Source organism: Caloranaerobacter longqiensis (genome assembly GCF_050286925.1).
GTDB lineage: Bacteria > Bacillota > Clostridia > Tissierellales > Thermohalobacteraceae > Caloranaerobacter.
The window spans coordinates 1-19,481 of the sequence record NZ_JBFWFX010000015.1 but is presented as its reverse complement, the minus strand read 5'-3'; the positions used below and the strand labels follow the sequence as shown (position 1 = coordinate 19,481).

The window sequence follows — 19,481 nt, the reverse complement described above, 5'->3', positions numbered from 1 at the left end:
CTTGATTACAAGTATTTTAACATAATTTTAAAATCTTTTTAATAATTTACATATTATTTAATTGTTGCAGATTAGTATTCATAGAAATAAGCGTCTTTAAGACGCTACTTTACAACCTTTTCAACTAATTCTTCAGCCTCTATCTCGCAAATATTTTTAGCTAATACTATTTCACTTATTAGTATTTGTTTTGCATTATTTAACATTTTTCTTTCTCCTGTAGATAACCCTTTCTCCCTTTCTCTTATCATAAGATTTCTAACTACACTAGCAATTTCATAAATGTTGCCACTCTTTATCTTATCCATGTTTAATCTGTATCTTCTATTCCAATTTTGAGGCATTTTAGTTCTATCATCAGCTAACACAGCTAAAACTTGTTCAACTTCCTCGCTATCGATTACTTCCCTAATCCCAATTTCATCTACATTATCTACAGGAACCATAACTTTCATATCACCCATTGGCATTTTCATAACATAATACTTTCTTTTTTTACCTAAAATCTCTTTTTCTTCAATTGCCTCTATAACACCAGCCCCATGCATAGGATAAACTATTTTATCACCAATACCAAACATTATATATAACCTCCTAAAATTATACATTACATTCTAATTATAGTATACAACACATCTTTTTAGTTGTCAAATTTAATATTTTATCATATGCAAGAAATAGTTGTCAACCAAGTTCTCATTTAAAGAATTTATTAAATTTTCCGAATTTTCTTTATGATATAAGCTAAACCAATTGACAAATCAATATTTTTATAAGTATAATTAAGTTAAATATAATACAACAGTAATTGAGGTGATTACATGCCAAACGACTTGTTATGTGATGAGTTTCAAGATATAGTTTCTGAAGTTCTAATTAGACACAAAAGTATATTAGATATTATGACAAAATTAGAAGAATCTAATGCAAGGATTAATCGTGCCCTGATTAAATCTGTAACTTCTTGTGGGTGTATCTCTATAAATGCTAAAAAACAAGAATATAAGCATGAAAGTTTAAAAGAAGCAAAAGATACTATAAGTAGTCATTTAGAAGGAAAAATGTGCGACTCTTGCAGAGAAAAGATTGAAGAAGAACTAGGTAAACATTTGTTTTACATTGCAGCTTTATGTAATTCATTAGATTTAAACTTTTATGATTTAATAATTAAAGAATATAAAAAATTAAACGCTTTAGGTATATACACTCTAAGATAAAATCCAAAGGCTAACAGCTGTCTGCTTACAGCCGATAGCTGCTAGCCTTTCTAAATATGTCTATCTAAGAGCGATTGTTCTTGTACTCTTCTTAATCCTTCCTTAATAGCTCTAGCTCTTACCTCCCCTATACCCTCTACCTTATCTAAATCTGAAATTGAAGCTCTGAGTATTTCTTGAAAAGAACCAAACATCTCTATTACATTTTCTAACACATTATAAGGAAGTCGAGGAATTTTACTCAAAATCCTGTACCCTTTAGGGAATATATTTATATCTAAAGAATTAATACCCCCATCATATCCAAGTATATTAGCAATATTTGTTAAATCTAATAAATCTTCTGAAGTTAAACTACTTATAGATTTTTTTACCTCTTCAAAGTCTAATCCCTCAACCATATAATCTTTTATTATATTTATACCATCTTCTTCAACATCTCCCATCAACTCTTCCAATTGCATACTAATCAATCTGCCTTCGTTGCCAAGTTCTAATATATATTTATCAATTTCCTTAACAATTCTCATTACCATTTCAGTTCTTTGAAGTACTATCGCTACATCATAAACTGTTACCAGATTTTCAAACTCAAGCGCACTTAAATTGGCCATAGTCTGGTCTAATACTGACTTATACTTTTCTAAAGTCTGAATAGCTTGATTAGCTTTGGATAGTATTTCACTTACATCCTTTAATACATATTTATGGTTGCCCTTATATAATGTAATGATGTTTCTCCTCTGTGAGATAGAAATAACTAATTCGTTAGTCTGTTTAGCAACTCTCTCTGCTGTTCTATGTCTTATTCCTGTTTCTTTTGAAGCTATAAATGGATCTGGCATTAATTGTGCATTTGCATAGAGTATTTTTTTTACATCATGACTGATAATAATTGCCCCGTCCATTTTAGCTAATTCATATAGATGAGCAGGCGTAAAATCACTATTTATATTAAATCCACCATCTACTATCTTTAAAACTTCATCACTATCTCCTACTACTATTAATGCTCCTGTTTTAGCTCTAACTATATTCTCTAAACCTTCTCTTAAAGGTGTTCCTGGGGCTAATATTTTCAATGATTCAAATATTTCATTATTTTTGATATCCTCTTCTCTCATAGCAAATTAACCTCCTAAACATATATCCAATACATCTCGTATATTACTTGCTCCAATTATATTCATATCAGTTTTAATATTTAAACCCTTAAGGTTCGATTCAGGTATAATTGCCGTCTTAAATCCTAACTTGCTAGCTTCATTAATCCGTTTATCTATAAACGAAATGCTTCTTAACTCACCAGCTAATCCAACCTCTCCCATAACTACAGTTTTTGAATCAATCTCAACATCTCTAAAACTAGATGCCAATGCACAAATTATCCCTAAATCGGCTGCCGGTTCTTTTATTTGAATACCTCCCGTTACATTAACATATGCATCCATATTATTTAGCTGTAAACCTATCTTTTTTTCTAAAATAGCTATCATCAGTATAACTCTATTATAATCCACTCCCGTTGCAATCCTTCTTGGCATACCAAAAGCAGTATAACTCACTAATGCCTGCATCTCTACAAGCATTGGCCTTGTTCCTTCAATACTAGAAATTACAACATTGCCCGATGCATTAATCGGTCTGCCAGACAAAAACATTTCAGAAGGATTTGTTACTTCTATTAATCCTAAATCGCGCATTTCGAATATCCCTATCTCATTTGTAGAACCAAATCTGTTTTTTACTGCTCTTAAAACCCTATAAGTATGATGACGCTCTCCTTCAAAATATAAAACCGTATCAACCATATGCTCTAAAACTCTAGGACCAGCTATTGCACCAGATTTAGTAACATGCCCTACTATAAAAGTAGCTATCTCTCTTTCTTTAGCAATCTTCATCAGCATAGATGATATTTCTCTAACTTGACTTACACTACCCGGAGCAGAAGATATATTAGAAGTATAAACTGTTTGAATAGAATCTATAATAAGTACTTGTGGCTGAATATCTTTTATTACATTTAAAATTTTTTCTATATTAGTTTCTGCTAATATAAATAAATCCTCTCCACTAATTCCTAATCTACTTGCTCTAATCTTAATTTGCTTTGCCGATTCTTCACCTGATACATATAATACTTTATACCCTTTAAGCGAAATATTATTTGCTGCCTGTATTAACAAAGTGGATTTACCAATTCCAGGATCTCCTCCAACTAATATAAGTGACCCTTTTACAATTCCTCCACCTAATACTCTATCAAATTCTTTTATATATGTGGAGGTTCTAGCTTCATTTTTTACTTCAACTTCTTTCAATTTTTGAACTTTAGATGTACTAATTTCTAATATCTTAGGTTGCGAACTTTTTTCATAAAATTCTTCAACAAATGTATTCCATTGTCCACAGGAAGGACATTTACCAAGCCATTTAGGAGTTTCATATCCACACTCTTGACAAATAAATTTAGTTTTTATTTTAACCACCAAAAGACCTCCTAAACCTCTCATTTTAATTATTAACTATTTTTTAAACAATTATAGTATATTATTCAAATATTAGCAACAAATCAAATAAATAAAAACAACTGAAAATATGAAAAAAATAAACTGACAGTTAATAATCAATTCATATTAACTGTCAGTTTAAATTAAAATTTTTTTAATTCTCAATTTTTTTATTAAACCTATGATTCTTTATGTTTATATTTAAATGTACTACCATTTTCAAGATTAATAATGAATAAATTATAATCGAAATTATAAATAAGTTAAAATTTAAAAACATAGTAAATACTGATGCTATTACCATAATCAATCCAGCTATAAAGAAATGATAACCTACAAAATCAGAAATTTTCTTTTCATCTAAATAACTATGTTTATTAGCATCATATCCTGCTAATACTTGAACATATTGATATTTTTTTATAACCCATCCCATAATAATTGTAAAAAACCCTATTAAAAAACCAATAAAAACTGGTAATACTTTTACTGAAGCACTCATTATAGCCCCTCCTTATTATTTTTTCGAATTTAAATAATTATATAATTAGATAATTATTTAAATATCTAATTATATTATATTATAATATATTACTTTTTTCTATTTTTTACAATATTATTTGTTATTTTTAATAAAACTTTTATTTAAATGAATTTACAAAAAAGGGAATCCTTTTTCAAGATTAGGATTCCCTTTTTTACATATATTATTTTTCTCTGTTAAAAGTTAATTTCTCCCCATCAAAATCTACTACAATATTATCGTTTTTAGAAATATTTCCTCTTAAAATCTCCTCTGATAATTTATCTTCAATTAATTTTCTTATGCTTCTCTTAAGAGGTCTTGCTCCATAAGTTGGGTCATAACCCTCTTTAGCCAAGTATTCTTTAGCTTTTTCTGTAACTTTAATATTTATATTTAAAGTCTTAAGTCTCTTTTCTAAATCCTTAATCATTAAATCCACAATTTGTTTAATATGTTCTTTGTTTAATGGATGGAAAACAATAACTTCATCTATTCTGTTTAAAAATTCAGGTCTAAATGACTTTCTTAACTCGTTCATAATATTTTCTTTCATTTTTTCGTACTCTTCTTTTTCTTGATCTTTTTGAGCTGCAAATCCTAAAGTCTTTTGTTTTTTAATTGTGCTCGCACCTACATTTGAAGTCATTATAATAACGGTATTCTTAAAATCTACTACTCTACCTTTTGCATCAGTTAATCTACCATCATCTAAAAGCTGTAATAGAATGTTAAATACATCTGGATGAGCTTTTTCAATCTCATCAAATAATATTACCGAATAAGGTTTTCTTCTTACTTTTTCAGTTAGCTGTCCTCCTTCTTCATATCCTACATATCCTGGAGGTGATCCTACTAGTTTTGATACAGAATGCTTTTCCATATATTCAGACATATCAACCCTAATCATTGCATTTTCATCACCAAATAAAGCTTCGGCCAATGCTTTAGATAATTCTGTTTTTCCTACTCCTGTAGGTCCTAAGAATATAAATGAACCAATTGGTCTATTAGGGTCTTTAAGACCTACTCTAGCTCTTCTTATTGCATTAGACACAGCTTTAACAGCTTGCTCCTGACCTATTACTCTTTGATGTAATATTTCTTCCATTTTAAGCAATCTTTCAGATTCTTCTTCAGCTAACTTTTTAACCGGTATTCCAGTCCAACTTGAAACTACCTGTGCTATATCTTCATATCCTACTTCTGTTGATTTTGACTGTTTTTCATGTCTCCATTCTTCTTTCTTTCTTTCTAATTCTTCTTTTATTTTCTTTTCTTCGTCTCTTAATTTTGCAGCTTTTTCAAAGTTTTGAGTACTTATTGCCTCTTCCTTTTCTTGATATAGCTCTTCTAATTTCTTTTCAAGTTCATTTAAATCTGGAGGTGCAGTAATAGACTTAAGCCTAACTCTTGAAGCAGCTTCATCTATTAAATCAATTGCTTTATCTGGTAAGAATCTATCTGTAATATATCTGCTAGATAGTTCTGCAGCTGCTTTTATAGCTTCATCTGTTATCTTTACTCTATGATGAGCTTCATACTTATCTCTTAACCCTTCAAGAATTTTAATTGTATCCTCAATTGTAGGTTCTTCTACTATAATAGGTTGAAATCTTCTCTCTAAAGCTGGGTCTTTTTCAATATATTTTCTATATTCATCTAAAGTAGTAGCACCTATAGCTTGTAATTCACCTCTTGCTAAAGCTGGCTTTAAAATATTTGATGCATCTATTGCACCTTCAGCAGCTCCAGCTCCTATGATTGTATGCATTTCATCTATAAACAGAATTATATCTCCTGATCTTCTTATTTCTTCCATTACTTTTTTAAGTCTATCTTCGAACTCTCCTCTATATTTAGCACCAGCAACCATTGATGCCAAATCTAAAGTTACAACTTTCTTGTTTTTCAATATTTCTGGTACATTACCTTCTACTATTTTCTGTGCTAATCCCTCTGCTATAGCTGTTTTTCCTACTCCCGGCTCTCCAATTAGGCATGGATTATTCTTAGTTCTTCTACTCAATACTTGTATAACTCTTTCTATTTCTTTACTACGACCTATAACTGGGTCTAGTTTTCCTTCTTGTGCTAATTTAGTTAAATCTCTACCAAACTTATCCAATGTAGGTGTCTTCACATGGCCTCTACGATTTCCTTTTTGTCCACGTCTATTAAATGAATTATCCAACATACCAATTATTTCTTTTCTAGCTTTTGCCAAATCCATTCCTAATCCTTTTAATATAGTTGCTGCTACTCCTTCACCTTCTCTAATTAGTCCTAATAATATGTGTTCTGTTCCTATATAGTTATGTCCCAAATTTTTCGCTTCAATAAGACTTAATTCAAAAACTCTCTTTGTTCTAGGGGTAAATCCCAATAATTCCCCTTCTTCATTTCCATAACCAATTAAATTAATTACTTGTTGTCTTACTTTATCTAAGTCAACGCCTGAATTTTTCAGTACTTTAGCTGCAATTCCTTCTCCTTCTCTTATCAATCCAAGAAGTAAATGTTCAGTCCCTACATAATTATGTCTAAGCTGTTTAGCCTCTTCCTGAGCAAATAAAATTACTTTTTGTGCTCTTTCTGTAAATCTTCCAAACATAGCCATACTATACACCTCCTATTATTTTAAATATTCTCTAATCATTTCAGCTCTTTTTACATCTCTTTCTTTAGCATTCAACTCCCTACCTGAGTATTTTTGAATACTAGCTGGTTGTGACAATATCATCAAGTTATTAACCTTGTCTAAATCTATATCATTAATAATACCCATTTCTATGCCCATTCTCACATCTGATAATAATTTCATAGATTCTTTTGATGTAATTATTCTTGAATTTTTTAATATTCCTAAAGATCTATATATTCTATCTTCTACTTCTATTCTCTTTGTATTCATCAGCATTTGTCTCGATTCTTTTTCTCGATTAATAATCTGGAGTACAATTTTTTTCAGTTTTTCAATAATTTCCTCTTCAGTTTCACCTAAAGTTGTTTGATTAGAAATTTGGAACAGATTACCTAATGCATCAGTTCCCTCACCATATAATCCTCTTACAGTAAGGCCTATCTGATTTACAGCCTGAAGAACTTTATTTATGTGACCAGTCATTACTAAACTAGGAAGATGCAACATAACTGAAGCTCTCATTCCAGTTCCTACATTAGTTGGACATGAAGTTAAATATCCTAACTTTTCATCAAAAGCATACTTTACATTTTCTTCTATAATATCGTCTATTTTACTGCACAAATCCCAACCTTCTTCTAACTCTAAACCTGGAAGTAAAACCTGTATTCTTATATGGTCTTCTTCATTTATCATGACTGTTACTTTTTCATCTTTTCTCAGTAAAAATGCACTTCTTTCCGGATTAGCAATTAATCCCGGGCTAATAATATGTTTTTCTACAAAAATTTGTCTATCTAAAGGTGAAATTTCTTTAATTCTAAAAAAATCAAATTCTCTTGATAAAATTGTATTTCCTTCAATTATTGAATTTTTTACTTTATCTATTACTTTATTGGCACTTTCTATATCCATCATTTCTGGGAATAAGAAATCTTCAATATTACGTGCCAATCTAATTCTAGTACTAACCACTATATCATTTGATTTATTGCTTCCTTGTAACCATTTAGCCATCCTAATCACCTCTACTTTGTATCTATTTGAGCTTGAAGCTCTCTAATTTGATCCCTTATTTGAGCTGCTTTTTCATACTCTTCATTTCGTACCGCAATTTCTAACTGATTCTTAAGTCTACTAATTTCTTTTTTAATCCTTATTACGCCCCCAGCTCTTCTAGGAACTTTACCTATATGATTTTCATGTCCATGTATTCTTTTAAATAGAGGCATTAGTTTTTCCTTAAATGATTTATAACAATTACTGCATCCAAACTTGCCTATCTGTCTAAACTTGCTATAAGTTAAACCACATCTTTCACATTTTGTACTTGTAATATAATCTATTTTAAAAGGACTTTCCTGTACATTATCTAAATCTAAAAGCCCTGTTAGAAAATTGTGTATTGAGAAAGACGTATCAAACTCAAATTCAAATTCCTTATGATTTTTAGCACATTCCTCACATAAATGAAGTTCTGTTACATCGCCATTTATAATTTTTGTAAAATGCATAGTTGCTTCTCTTTTTCCGCAATCATCACAAAGCATAAAACCCCTCCTTTTCTTATTATTCTACTAACATAAGAAGCATATCTTTAAGTATGCTTGCTCTCAATTCATTCTTAAATTTGGGTACAATTCCTAAAGCCCTATCACTTAAAGCAGATTTCATCAAACCAGCTTCTCGTTTTGTTATAAATCCTTTTTCAACGAACGTATCTATTAAACTATAAGCTCTCGTCTTAGTAATAGAATCACCTATAGTATTTACTATAAGATTTTTAATATAACTATCATTATTAATGTTTAGTCTAACTATTTTAATATAGCCTCCTCCACCTCTTTTACTTTCTATATAATACCCTTTATCTTGAGTAAATCTCGTCGCTAAAACATAATTTATCTGAGATGGAGCACAATTGAAATATTGAGCTAATTCGTTTCTCTGTATTTCAATGCTCTCATCATCCGTTTCTTCCAAAAGTCTTTTAATAAATTGCTCTATAATGTCACTCAGCTTTGACATTATATCACCCCTTCCACTTTGACTTTGACTTTCTTTGTCCTTCATTAACATTTTACTATCTTAATTCCATATATTTCAACATTAGTATTCGCCTTTTTTGGTTCATATATTAGAATTATTACTCATTATTTTAATTTATGTAATAATTGCTAAATATTACTTGATTTTTTTCAAAATTTCAAACTAATCTATATGCTTTTTTTAAATTATCCACAATTCAATAAGGTATATAATTTCCTTATGGATTAGAAAAAACAGGTCAATCAAACCGATTGACCTTAGGTAATCTTAATATTTAGTTATATCTTCAATACGATCCACAGCTTTATTTTGTTCTTCAAAGCCTGCCCATCCAAATGTCGTTGACATCCACTCGCCATAAGCCGTTTTATCTATAAGCATTGATTCAATTTCATTATCTTTTTTATACATATCTATTTTTTTCTGATATTCTAAAGCAAATCTGTTTTTACTATAATCTCTATCTATATTCATCTAATCTCCTTTCTTTTTATGAGCTATTAGTTTATATTTCTTTCCCATATGGTCGCCCTTTGGCAAAATCTCAAATCCATTATTTTCTAAAGCTTCTCTAATAAATCCTGACTGTGCTGCATCATTACTATCCATGGTTATTACTAATTCATCATTTTCATTAATTTTTTCAATAGTGTTGAGTATTTTAGTAATACTGTTTAAACCTAATTCTCTATCAAAATTTATAAAATAATCAACCAAATTGTAGCCTCCTACCAATAAAATAGTAAATAACTTTTAATAAACAAGCATTAGACTACTTATTAAAACTAATTTATATTAATATTTTTTGTATAGAAAAATCATTTATACTACAATATATTTAGAAAAAACACCCGCTTTATGCGGGTGTTTTGAATTTATTGCAAATTTTCCATTTTTTATGATTAAAATCGAGAATTTTATTCTTTTATTCTTGTGATGCTTTAGCTTCTTCGATAATTTTTTCACTTAAATGAGGAGGTACTTCTTCATATCTTACAAATTCCATTTTAAAGCTAGCTCTTGCTTGAGTCATAGATTTTAAATCTATTGCATATTTAAACATCTCTGCTTGTGGAACCTCTGCTATTACTAATTGTGTACCGTCTTTTTGTGGCTCCATACCTAAAATTCTTCCTCTTCTCTTATTAAGGTCCCCCATAATATCTCCCATATATTCTTCTGGTACAAGTACTTCAACTCTCATAATTGGTTCTAATAAAACTGGATTAGCAGCCTTAATACCTTTTTTGAATGCTATCGCTGTAGCCATTTTGAAAGCCATTTCTGATGAATCTACAGTATGATAAGAACCATCATAAAGTGTTGCTTTAATGTTAACTACAGGATAACCAGCTAAAACACCAGACTCAATACATTCTTTAAGCCCTTTTTCAACTGCTGGTATATATTGCTTTGGTACAGCACCACCAAAAATCTCTTCGTTAAATTCAAATTCTTCTTGACTCGGTTCAAATCTGATGAAGACATGACCATACTGACCATGACCACCAGTTTGCTTTTTATGCTTACCTTCAGCTTCAGCTCTTCCTTTTATAGTTTCTCTATATGGAACTTTTGGATCCTTTAATTCAACTTCAACACCAAATTTATCTTTAAGCTTATTTATTATAACACTTAGATGCATATCTCCTTGACCACCTAAAAGTGTCTGCTTAGTTTCTTTATTGTAAAAAACTTTGAAAGTAGGATCCTCTTCAGTTAACCTATGCAAACCAGAACCCATCTTATCTTCATCACCTTGAGATTTAGGCTCAACAGCTAAAAACAATAAAGGTTCAGGAAACTCTATACCTGGATACTTTATAGGATTGTCTTTACTGCATAATGTATCACCTGTATAAGTATTATTTAATTTAGCAACCGCTCCAATATCTCCTGCTACTAGTTTATTTACTTCTATTTGCTCTTTACCTCTCAATATAAATATATTACCCATTTTGAATTTAGTATCTTGTGTAGTATTAAGTACTTCATCATCTTTATGAATTTCTCCAGATAAAACTTTAAATAGTGAAATTTTCCCAACATAAGGGTCTGCAATTGTTTTAAATACTAATGCTGAAAATGGCTCACTGCTGTCTAATTTTCTTTCAATTGTCTCTCCAGTATTAGGATTGATACCTGTATTTATCTCAACATCATTAGGTGATGGTAAGTAATCCCAAATCATGTCCATTAAAGTCTGCACACCTATATTTTTTATAGCTGAACCACATAAAACAGGTATTAAATCCCCATTTAAAACTCCAGTTCGTAGTCCTTTATGTATTTCCTCATTAGTAAACTCTTCACCTTCAAAATATTTTTCTAATAACGTTTCATCACTTTCAGCTACAGACTCAATTAACATTTCTCTTAAAGGCTGTATTTTATCTTCAAGCCCCTCAGGAACATCTACATCAAAACATTTTATTTCCTTTTCATCATATTGTCGGGCTTTCATATCAACTATATTTATAAGACCTTTAAAGTCTTCCTTCTCTCCTAAAGGTATTTCAAAAGGTACAACTGCTTTACCAAATTTCTCTCTTAATTGACTAATTACCTTATCAAAATTAACGTTTTCCTTATCCATCTTATTAATAAATATAAAAGCAGGCTTCTTAGTTTCTCTAATATACTTCCATGCCTTTTCTGTTCCAACCTCAATACCTGATGATGCATCAACTAGTATAACTGCACCGCCAGCAACAGCCAAAGCACTCTTAACTTCCCCAATAAAATCAAAATACCCTGGAGTATCTAGTATATTTAATTTATGTCCTTTCCACTCTATAGGTATTAAAGATGTGTTAATAGAAATTTGTCTATCTTTTTCTTCTTTATCAAAGTCGGATACAGTACTACCATCTTCTATGCGTCCTATTCTCTTAATAACCCCTGTTGTAAAAAGCATTGCTTCGGTTAAAGTTGTTTTTCCGCTTCCTCCATGTCCTAATAAAGCAATATTTCTAATTTTGTCGGTCCCATACACATTCATACCCTTTTCCCCCTCAAACTTCTGTTTTTTTAATTTTCTGATTGTTAATAATATTCTACGATATACAATAAAATCCTTTTTAATTATTAATTTTTTTCTAATTCATAGGAATTTATTATTCCTTATTTTCCCTATTTTATTTAAAACAAAAATCTCGTTCTATTAAAAATATGTCCAATAATATCATTTATATGCCTATTTTTTTAATCTATAGAAATCTTCATACTAAAATAAAATCTATATTATAATTATTTATTAATTAGAGATTTTATCCTAACTTCATAATAATTTTTAATCAATTTTAACTTCAAAGATTTTGTCTGTTTTATATGTTATAATTAAAATTGATAGAATTTTAAATATTTTATGGGGAGGGTGCTGGAAATGACTTTAACTTTTAGAGAGGAATTAAAAGACTTACAGGCTTACAAACCGGGAAAACCTATTGAAGATGTAAAAAGGGAGTATGGTATAGAAAATGTAATTAAATTAGCATCTAATGAAAATCCACTAGGTTCTTCTCCTAAAGCAATAGAAGCTGTTAAAAAAGCTGCTGAAAATTTAGCTCTATATCCGGATGGGAATGCTACTTTATTGAAAGAAGCACTTGCAAAAAAAACAGGACTTAAAACAACTCAAATTTTACCAAGCAGCGGTTCAGATGAAATGGTTGATATTATTGCAAAAACTTTTATAAATAAAGATGATGAAGTTATAATGGCTGACTTAACTTTCCCTAGATACATAACTACAACTAAAATGATGGGCGGAAAGCCTGTAATAGTACCTCTTAAAGATTGGACTTATGATCTAGAAGGTATGAAAAAAGCAATAACAGACAAAACAAAATTAATTTGGTTATGTAATCCAAACAATCCTACAGGTACAATGTTTACTGAAGAAAAGTTACTTGATTTTCTAAAAAGTGTACCTAGTAATATAGTTATAGTATATGATGAAGCATATAATGAATACGTAACAAGAGATGATTATCCAAAGAATAGTATTAAATTACTTGAAAATTATCCTAATTTAATTATTTTGAGAACGTTTTCAAAGATATATGGATTAGCCGCACTAAGAATTGGATACGCTCTTGCTAATGAAGAAATAATACATAACATGAATAAGATTAGAGGACCGTTTAATGTAAACAAATTAGCTCAAGTTGCTGCAATAGCGGCTCTTGAAGATGAGGATTTTATCAAAAAAAGCTATGAATTAAATAAACAGGGAAAAGAATATCTATATAAAGAATTCAAAAATTTAGGATTAGAGTATGCTCCATCTGAAACAAATCATATCTTTGTTAATGTTAAACGTGATGCTAATGAGGTTTTCATAGAACTTCAAAAGAGAGGTATGATAATTAGACCTATTAAAGATACATGGGTAAGAATAACTATAGGTACTCCTGAACAAAATGAATTATTAATAAAACTTTTAAAGGAAGTTATATAAGCCATTACCTTATTGGTAATGGCTTAATTTTGTCAATAGAAAATAAAATCTAAACCCTACCATATATTAACTGCTGTCTATCTTACGACAGTCCACATGCTTTTTTGTGGTTTGTCTTGAAATATCATGTTAGTCGAAGTCCTATATCTCTAACTCTGTAAATTCATCTATAGATTCTAACATTTGTTTTCCTAACTTAACAACTCTATCATCTTTGTTCTCTAGTCCCCATATCAAGTCAGCTAATCCCATCTTTATGCATGTTATTTTGATTTGAAGTTTCATATCTTTAATATCATTTAACCCATATCCTCTAAAAAATGCTTCTTTTCCCCTAGGTGATTGTGAAAAGTAACGTTCAAAAAGTATTGTGAAATTATCTGCTGGTATCCCCCAAAGCATATTTTCAAAATCTATCATTCCAATGAATTCTCCATGCTTATTAACTAACCAATTATTAGGAGTCGAATCCCAACTAATAGGAACAGGATGAGTATCCTTAAATATATCTACATTTTCAATTGCCCACTCTGCTAAAAAAGACTCCTTAGAGTTAAAGCAATTTAGTTTTTTACCTTTTTCATATAAATCTATAAGCGATTTTTTTATATAGTAAACAGGGTCAGTATGATGAAATATCTCAATTGGGTTCCCATTGCAGTCTGGCCTTCCAAAATAGGTGCCTTTGAATTTTGTATGTAATAGTTTAGTAAGTTCTCCAGCTTTATAATATGCCTTTTCTTCTTGTTTTTGAGACAGATTTGTTTCCCTCATTGTTACACCATCTAAGGATGTTATCAAAATTCCTTGCCAATCGTCTCCTTCAAAGCTTTCAATCAATTCTGGAGCATAAGGTAAAATCTCTGGAATCCAATTTCTATAAGCAAAAACCTCTGGATGCCATCTACTTTTCCTTGAATGAGTTTTTACATAGTAACATCTTTGATTCGATAAGCTTCTAATTTTCCATACACCTGTTCTTTTACTTCCTTCTCTGTGATTGATTATAATTTCATATTCCCCAATATTTTTTATAATATTTTTATGCAACTCATTAGGTTGTATCAACTTTATACCTCCCCCTTTATAACATTCCATTTATAGTCATTAATTCATTAGATATATCAGTATTTATCATCATACGTTCATGTTGCATCAGTAGCTTTGTTACCTGATAATATTTCCAACGTTAATAAACTACTTATTAACTAAATAAGCCATCTAGGACTGTAAATTGATTTCTACGTTTCCTAGATGGCTTATTTTTAACCGCATTTAGAATATCCACAACTTCTACAAACCATACATCCACCTTCATGTTCTACTTTACTTCCGCATTCAGGGCATCTGCCGCTATTATCTTCAAAACTAACTGATATTTCTTCGATTGAAGAATCTATCTTTTGAGAATTAGTATATACTAACTTCTCTTTTTCCTCAACCCCTTGCTCTATTTCCAAGGCAATATCGTTTACTGCTTGATCTTTAACTTCAACATAAGTATTCATTACTCTTTCTAATGCCTTACCTATAGCATCAGGGCAAGAAAGTACTTTAATATCTTTATTTGTAGCTCTTTGTCTTAATGTTGAATGACATCTTATTCCCTTTAATTGCTCAATAATTGATTTTACATCTAAACCTGCTCTTAATGCTATAGATATAAGTCTACTTGTCGCTTCACTTTGACTCGGGCATCCTCCTGCTCTTCCAAGATTAGTGAAGACTTCACAAATACCTTTATCATCATAATTAACTGTAATGTATAAGTTACCGCATCCTATTCTTACCTTTTCAGTAATACCTTTTGTAATTTCAGGTCTCATTCTAGGTTTTATTTTCATTTCTTTTTGTTCTTTTTTATTTTCATCTTTGCCTTTTGCAGTACTTAAAACTTGATTAGCTCTACTTCCATCTCTATATATTGTTACACCCTTGCACCCTAATTTATATGCTAAAGTATATACTTCTTTTACATCTTCTTTTGTTGCCTCATTTCTAAAATTAACTGTTTTAGATACCGCATTGTCTACATGTTTTTGGAAAGCAGCCTGCATTTTAACATGCCATAACGGTGATATATCATGAGCAGTTACGAAAATCCTCTTTATGTCTTCAGGTATACTATCTATGTGAGCTAAAGAACCTTCTTCAGCTATTCTTTCCATAAGTTCTTCCGAATAGAATCCTCTTTCTTTTGCAATCTTCTTAAATAAAGGATGTACTTCTATTAACTTATCATTATCCATTACATTTCTAACATAAGATACAGCAAATAAAGGTTCAATTCCACTACTGGTACCAGCAATAATACTTATAGTTCCAGTTGGAGCTATAGTAGTTCTTGTGGCATTTCTGATTTTTATACCTTTTTCTACATAAATACTTTTGTCATATGCTGGGAAAACTCCTCTTAACTTGGCTAATTCAATAGATTTTTTAGTAGCTCTTTCATTAATAAATTTCATTAAATTGTCAGCTAAATCTACAGCTTCTTGTGAATTATAAGGAATCCCTAAATAAATTAAAAGGTCTGCAAATCCCATTACGCCTAATCCAATTTTTCTAGTACTCTTAGTCATTTTTTCTATTTCTGGTAATGGATATTTGTTAACATCTATAACATTATCTAAGAAATGAACAGCCTTATCTACTATATCGCCTAATTTCTCATAATCAATTTCATATCCATTTGGTCCTTCTTTAATCATTTTAGATAAGTTAATAGAACCTAAATTGCATGATTCATAAGGAAGTAATGGCTGCTCGCCACACGGATTTGTACTTTCAATTTCACCTAAACCAGGAGTTGGATTAAATTTGTTTAATCTATCTAAGAAAACTATTCCTGGTTCTCCATTAGTCCATGCCATTTCAACTATTTTATTAAAAACATCTCTAGCATTAAGTTTTCCCTTAACAGTTTTAGTATTTGGGTCTATAAGTTCATAATCTTCTCCTTTTTCAACTGCTTCCATAAATTTTTCTGTTATACCTACACTAATATTAAAATTAGTAATTTCATTATTATCCTTTTTACATTCTATAAATTCCAATATATCAGGGTGATCCACTCTAAGAATACCCATATTCGCTCCTCTTCTTGTACCACCCTGCTTGACTGCTTCTGTAGCTGAATTAAAAACTTTCATAAAACTAACAGGTCCTGATGCAACACCACCTGTTGATCTAACAGTAGAACCTCTTGCTCTTAATCTTGAAAAACTAAAACCTGTTCCTCCACCAGATTTATGTATTAAAGCTGCATTTTTAATAGCATCAAAAATCCCTTCCATTGAATCTTCTACAGGTAAAACAAAACATGCAGAAAGCTGTCCTAACTCTTTTCCAGCATTCATTAGTGTTGGTGAATTAGGTAAAAATTCAAGATTTACCATCATATCATAAAATTCTTTTTCTGTTTTTTGCACATCACTATCTTTATCATATAATAAATCAGCTTTTGCTATATGATGTGCTACCCTTTTAAACATTTCATCTGGAGTTTCAATAACATTACCTTCTAAATCTTTAGTAAGATATCTTTTCTCAAGTACTTTCAAAGCATTATCCGTAAGATTCATCAGAGCACCTCCGATACTATATGTAGTATATGTCGTGTGTTTGCTACAATATATTGTAGCACTATATGATTCTTGTGTAAAGTTAAATATTTATTTCACAAAGAAAGGCTAGAACTACTCTAGCCTTCTACTGACCAACTGTATCATTTATATTTTTTTCAAAACCCTCTTCTGTATATCTATTACTCGCATTCCAGAATATCCATTCTTCAAGACCTGCATCATATACTGCTTTTATTTGAGCTCTGATTTGTTCAGGTCCATAGTTAATATAATGTTTTCCATAAAGCTTTTTCAACCAAGGTGCAGAAAAATCTTGTAACCAAGGTCTTATAATAGCCTTTGGTTCTTCTGTTTTTATATTATCTATTCTTGCCTTAGCTCTAGATAAACTTGTATAAACTATTTTATAAGGCTGAGAATCTGGATAAGCAACTCCATAAGAACCAAGAGCATAATGAGATGGATAAACCATTGGACATAATATATCTGTACTTGTTGCTAAAGTTTCTAAATGCTGCCCTATCCTCATATCATCTTTTACTGTTGTAACCAGACCAAAAATATCTGCAGAAACATATACTCCTTTAGGTTCTAATCTCTCTCTTGCATATTTTAGAAATTCAGCAATTACTTCAGCTTTTGTCTTCCCAATACTTTCTTCTCCATAGTCTATAATAGATCTATTACCATCAGTAGGAAACCTTACATAATCGAATTGTATTTCCTTAAATCCCATTAAAGCAGCTTCTTCAGCTATCTTTATAGGATACTCCCAAGCTTCTCTATTATATGGGTTTAACCATGCATTTCCGCTATTATCTCTCCACACTTTACCGTCTTTTGTCTTTATAGCCAAGTCTGGTCTTTTTGTACCTGCAAGCCTATCTTTAAAAGTAACAATTCTTGCAATTGGATAAATATTATTTTCTCTTAATATAGACATTTTTTCATAGAAATTATCTACCTTAACCTGCTTGTCTGCTCCAATTTCATTAACCATATCAACATTAGATTTATAAGTTAAACGTCCTAAATCGTCTTTTACATCTATGACCATTGCATTTAACTCTGTTGTTTTTACTAAATCCAAGAGCTTATAAAATCTTTTATCATAAGCCAAAGTATTACCTGTTAAATATATTCCCTTTACTTTGATTTTTTCTTTATATACTCCCCAATTTGTTGCTGGTTGAACTAAATAATTTATATATTCTGATTCTAAATTAGCAAACATTTTTTCAATCACAGGTTTCCCTTCATCGGCATAATCGACAGAAGCAAAATTAAAGAAAAACACAGCAAAAACCATTAACACAACTGTTATTAATACTAATGACTTTTTTCTTACTATCATCCTTTCCACCTTTCCTAAATTATTTATTTATGTACTCATAAATAAAGGAGTCTACTGACTCCTCAACAGTATTTCTAATATATCCTTTAATGTCTCTTCAGCATATTCTCCTTTTCTATATTTTCTCATAGCAACTATGATATTAGGCTGATTACCTTTAGATATAATATCTTTTATCTTCTTTGGATGTTCAACAAAACTACCAAGCTCTTTAAAATTCTCATCAAAAAATACAAAAGTAGGTATTTTCACTCTGTCCTCTTCACTATATTTAATAAAAAAATCTTCATTGCCATTTTTCTCTACTATTGAAATATCAATATTATCATTAAGTTGTTTCATTTTTGCTAAAACAGGAACATTTATCATACAATCTGGACACCATATTTCAGCACAAACAAGAACCTTTATTTTTTTATCAATACTCTTTACTTTATTTATTAGATCATCATTTAATTTCATTTTATCTAGAATTTCCAAAGCTTTCTCTCTATAAGTGTCTTTATCTTTATTTACAAACTCATCAAATGAAACACCTTTGTCATAAAGGCAACTCACATCCATTTATATACCCCCACTTTATATAATTAAACAAAAGAAATAATATTAATTTTATACTTTCAAATAAAACTTTTATTATTAAATTTTATTTAATGATATACAAAATTATAATACATATTTTAATTAATTACAACTTGTATTAAGTGGCAGTTACTATCAATTAAGAATTGGCGTTTTTATTTTTGAATTATTCTATATATACAATGTAATAATTTTTATCAAAAAATAAAAAAAATCCGGCAACGACCTACTCTCCCAGGCGGTCTCCCGCCAAGTACCATCGGCGCTGGAGGGCTTAACTTCTGTGTTCGGAATGGGAACAGGTGTGACCCCTCCGCTATTGTCACCGGATTTGCAATCTTCGATTGAATTTTAAATTTTAAATTTAAAATACCCTTATATCCAAAATATTTAACATTTACAATTTAAAATTTAACATTAAGGTGCTTGCACCTTCAAAACTGCACAGCGTATTTTTCTGGTCAAGCCCTCGACCTATTAGTACCTGTCAGCTAAAGGCATTACTGCCCTTACACCTCAGGCCTATCTACCAGATAGTCTATCTGGGGTC

The 19,481-nt window shown here is 30.2% G+C and carries 17 protein-coding genes and 2 rRNA genes; 2 read left to right on the top strand and 17 right to left on the bottom strand.

All coding sequences use genetic code 11. The features are described from left to right. Positions 1 to 104 precede the first annotated feature (104 nt). Positions 105 to 581, bottom strand: coding sequence for a CarD family transcriptional regulator (locus AB4Y15_RS11000; RefSeq protein WP_427340401.1), 477 nt, complete (start codon positions 579 to 581; stop codon positions 105 to 107). Positions 582 to 821: 240 nt separating this feature from the next. Here AB4Y15_RS11000 and AB4Y15_RS10995 point away from each other — a divergent pair, with 240 nt between their 5' ends. Then, positions 822 to 1,217: a nucleoside triphosphate pyrophosphohydrolase family protein gene (locus AB4Y15_RS10995; protein ID WP_427340400.1), complete on the top strand. Its 396-nt coding sequence runs from the start codon at positions 822 to 824 to the stop codon at positions 1,215 to 1,217. A 50-nt stretch (positions 1,218 to 1,267) separates the two neighbouring features. Here AB4Y15_RS10995 and disA read toward each other — a convergent pair whose 3' ends face one another. The 10 genes from disA to fusA form a co-directional block, all read right to left on the bottom strand. After that, positions 1,268 to 2,341 carry a DNA integrity scanning diadenylate cyclase DisA gene (gene disA, locus AB4Y15_RS10990; RefSeq protein ID WP_427340399.1) on the bottom strand — a complete coding sequence of 358 codons (1,074 nt, stop codon included), beginning with the start codon at positions 2,339 to 2,341 and terminating at the stop codon, positions 1,268 to 1,270. Positions 2,342 to 2,347: 6 nt separating this feature from the next. Beyond that, positions 2,348 to 3,709, bottom strand: coding sequence for a DNA repair protein RadA (gene radA / locus AB4Y15_RS10985; RefSeq protein ID WP_427340398.1), 1,362 nt, complete (start codon positions 3,707 to 3,709; stop codon positions 2,348 to 2,350). Positions 3,710 to 3,884: 175 nt separating this feature from the next. Next, positions 3,885 to 4,232: a DUF3784 domain-containing protein gene (locus tag AB4Y15_RS10980; protein ID WP_427340397.1), complete on the bottom strand. Its 348-nt coding sequence runs from the start codon at positions 4,230 to 4,232 to the stop codon at positions 3,885 to 3,887. A gap of 205 nt (positions 4,233 to 4,437) precedes the next feature. Further along, positions 4,438 to 6,873, bottom strand: coding sequence for an ATP-dependent Clp protease ATP-binding subunit (locus AB4Y15_RS10975; protein WP_427340396.1), 2,436 nt, complete (start codon positions 6,871 to 6,873; stop codon positions 4,438 to 4,440). Between the two features lie 15 nt (positions 6,874 to 6,888). Continuing rightward, positions 6,889 to 7,914 (bottom strand): protein arginine kinase, encoded by a 1,026-nt coding sequence (locus AB4Y15_RS10970; protein WP_427340395.1) that lies wholly within the window; start codon positions 7,912 to 7,914, stop codon positions 6,889 to 6,891. An 11-nt stretch (positions 7,915 to 7,925) separates the two neighbouring features. Further along, positions 7,926 to 8,447 carry a UvrB/UvrC motif-containing protein gene (locus AB4Y15_RS10965; RefSeq protein ID WP_427340394.1) on the bottom strand — a complete coding sequence of 174 codons (522 nt, stop codon included), beginning with the start codon at positions 8,445 to 8,447 and terminating at the stop codon, positions 7,926 to 7,928. Positions 8,448 to 8,466: 19 nt separating this feature from the next. Next, entirely contained in the window at positions 8,467 to 8,925 is a 459-nt protein-coding gene (locus AB4Y15_RS10960; protein ID WP_427340393.1) for a CtsR family transcriptional regulator, read from the bottom strand. Between the two features lie 288 nt (positions 8,926 to 9,213). Continuing rightward, positions 9,214 to 9,420: a hypothetical protein gene (locus AB4Y15_RS10955; RefSeq protein WP_427340392.1), complete on the bottom strand. Its 207-nt coding sequence runs from the start codon at positions 9,418 to 9,420 to the stop codon at positions 9,214 to 9,216. Beyond that, positions 9,421 to 9,663, bottom strand: a complete 243-nt coding sequence (locus AB4Y15_RS10950) for a hypothetical protein (RefSeq protein WP_427340391.1) — start codon at positions 9,661 to 9,663, stop codon at positions 9,421 to 9,423. It abuts the gene before it with no gap. Positions 9,664 to 9,871: 208 nt separating this feature from the next. Beyond that, the gene (fusA, locus tag AB4Y15_RS10945; protein WP_427340390.1) at positions 9,872 to 11,947 is read right to left on the bottom strand and encodes an elongation factor G; all 2,076 of its coding nucleotides are present in this window, start codon (positions 11,945 to 11,947) and stop codon (positions 9,872 to 9,874) included. Between the two features lie 384 nt (positions 11,948 to 12,331). On the opposite strand from fusA, the gene hisC reads away from it, so the two are divergent. Beyond that, on the top strand, positions 12,332 to 13,408 hold the full coding sequence (hisC, locus tag AB4Y15_RS10940; protein ID WP_427340389.1) for a histidinol-phosphate transaminase: 1,077 nt from the start codon (positions 12,332 to 12,334) through the stop codon (positions 13,406 to 13,408). 141 nt (positions 13,409 to 13,549) lie between these two features. On the opposite strand, the gene AB4Y15_RS10935 is transcribed toward hisC, so the two are convergent. The 6 genes from AB4Y15_RS10935 to AB4Y15_RS10910 all read right to left on the bottom strand — a co-directional run. Next, positions 13,550 to 14,476 carry an aminoglycoside phosphotransferase family protein gene (locus AB4Y15_RS10935; protein WP_427340388.1) on the bottom strand — a complete coding sequence of 309 codons (927 nt, stop codon included), beginning with the start codon at positions 14,474 to 14,476 and terminating at the stop codon, positions 13,550 to 13,552. Positions 14,477 to 14,673: 197 nt separating this feature from the next. Further along, positions 14,674 to 16,992 (bottom strand): vitamin B12-dependent ribonucleotide reductase, encoded by a 2,319-nt coding sequence (locus tag AB4Y15_RS10930; protein WP_427340387.1) that lies wholly within the window; start codon positions 16,990 to 16,992, stop codon positions 14,674 to 14,676. Between the two features lie 127 nt (positions 16,993 to 17,119). Next, entirely contained in the window at positions 17,120 to 18,349 is a 1,230-nt protein-coding gene (locus AB4Y15_RS10925; protein ID WP_427340386.1) for a putative glycoside hydrolase, read from the bottom strand. A 51-nt stretch (positions 18,350 to 18,400) separates the two neighbouring features. After that, entirely contained in the window at positions 18,401 to 18,913 is a 513-nt protein-coding gene (locus AB4Y15_RS10920; protein ID WP_427340385.1) for a thioredoxin family protein, read from the bottom strand. Between the two features lie 231 nt (positions 18,914 to 19,144). After that, a 5S ribosomal RNA gene (gene rrf / locus AB4Y15_RS10915) occupies positions 19,145 to 19,261 on the bottom strand. Positions 19,262 to 19,388: 127 nt separating this feature from the next. Beyond that, positions 19,389 to 19,481 (bottom strand): 23S ribosomal RNA (locus tag AB4Y15_RS10910); the annotation flags it as partial.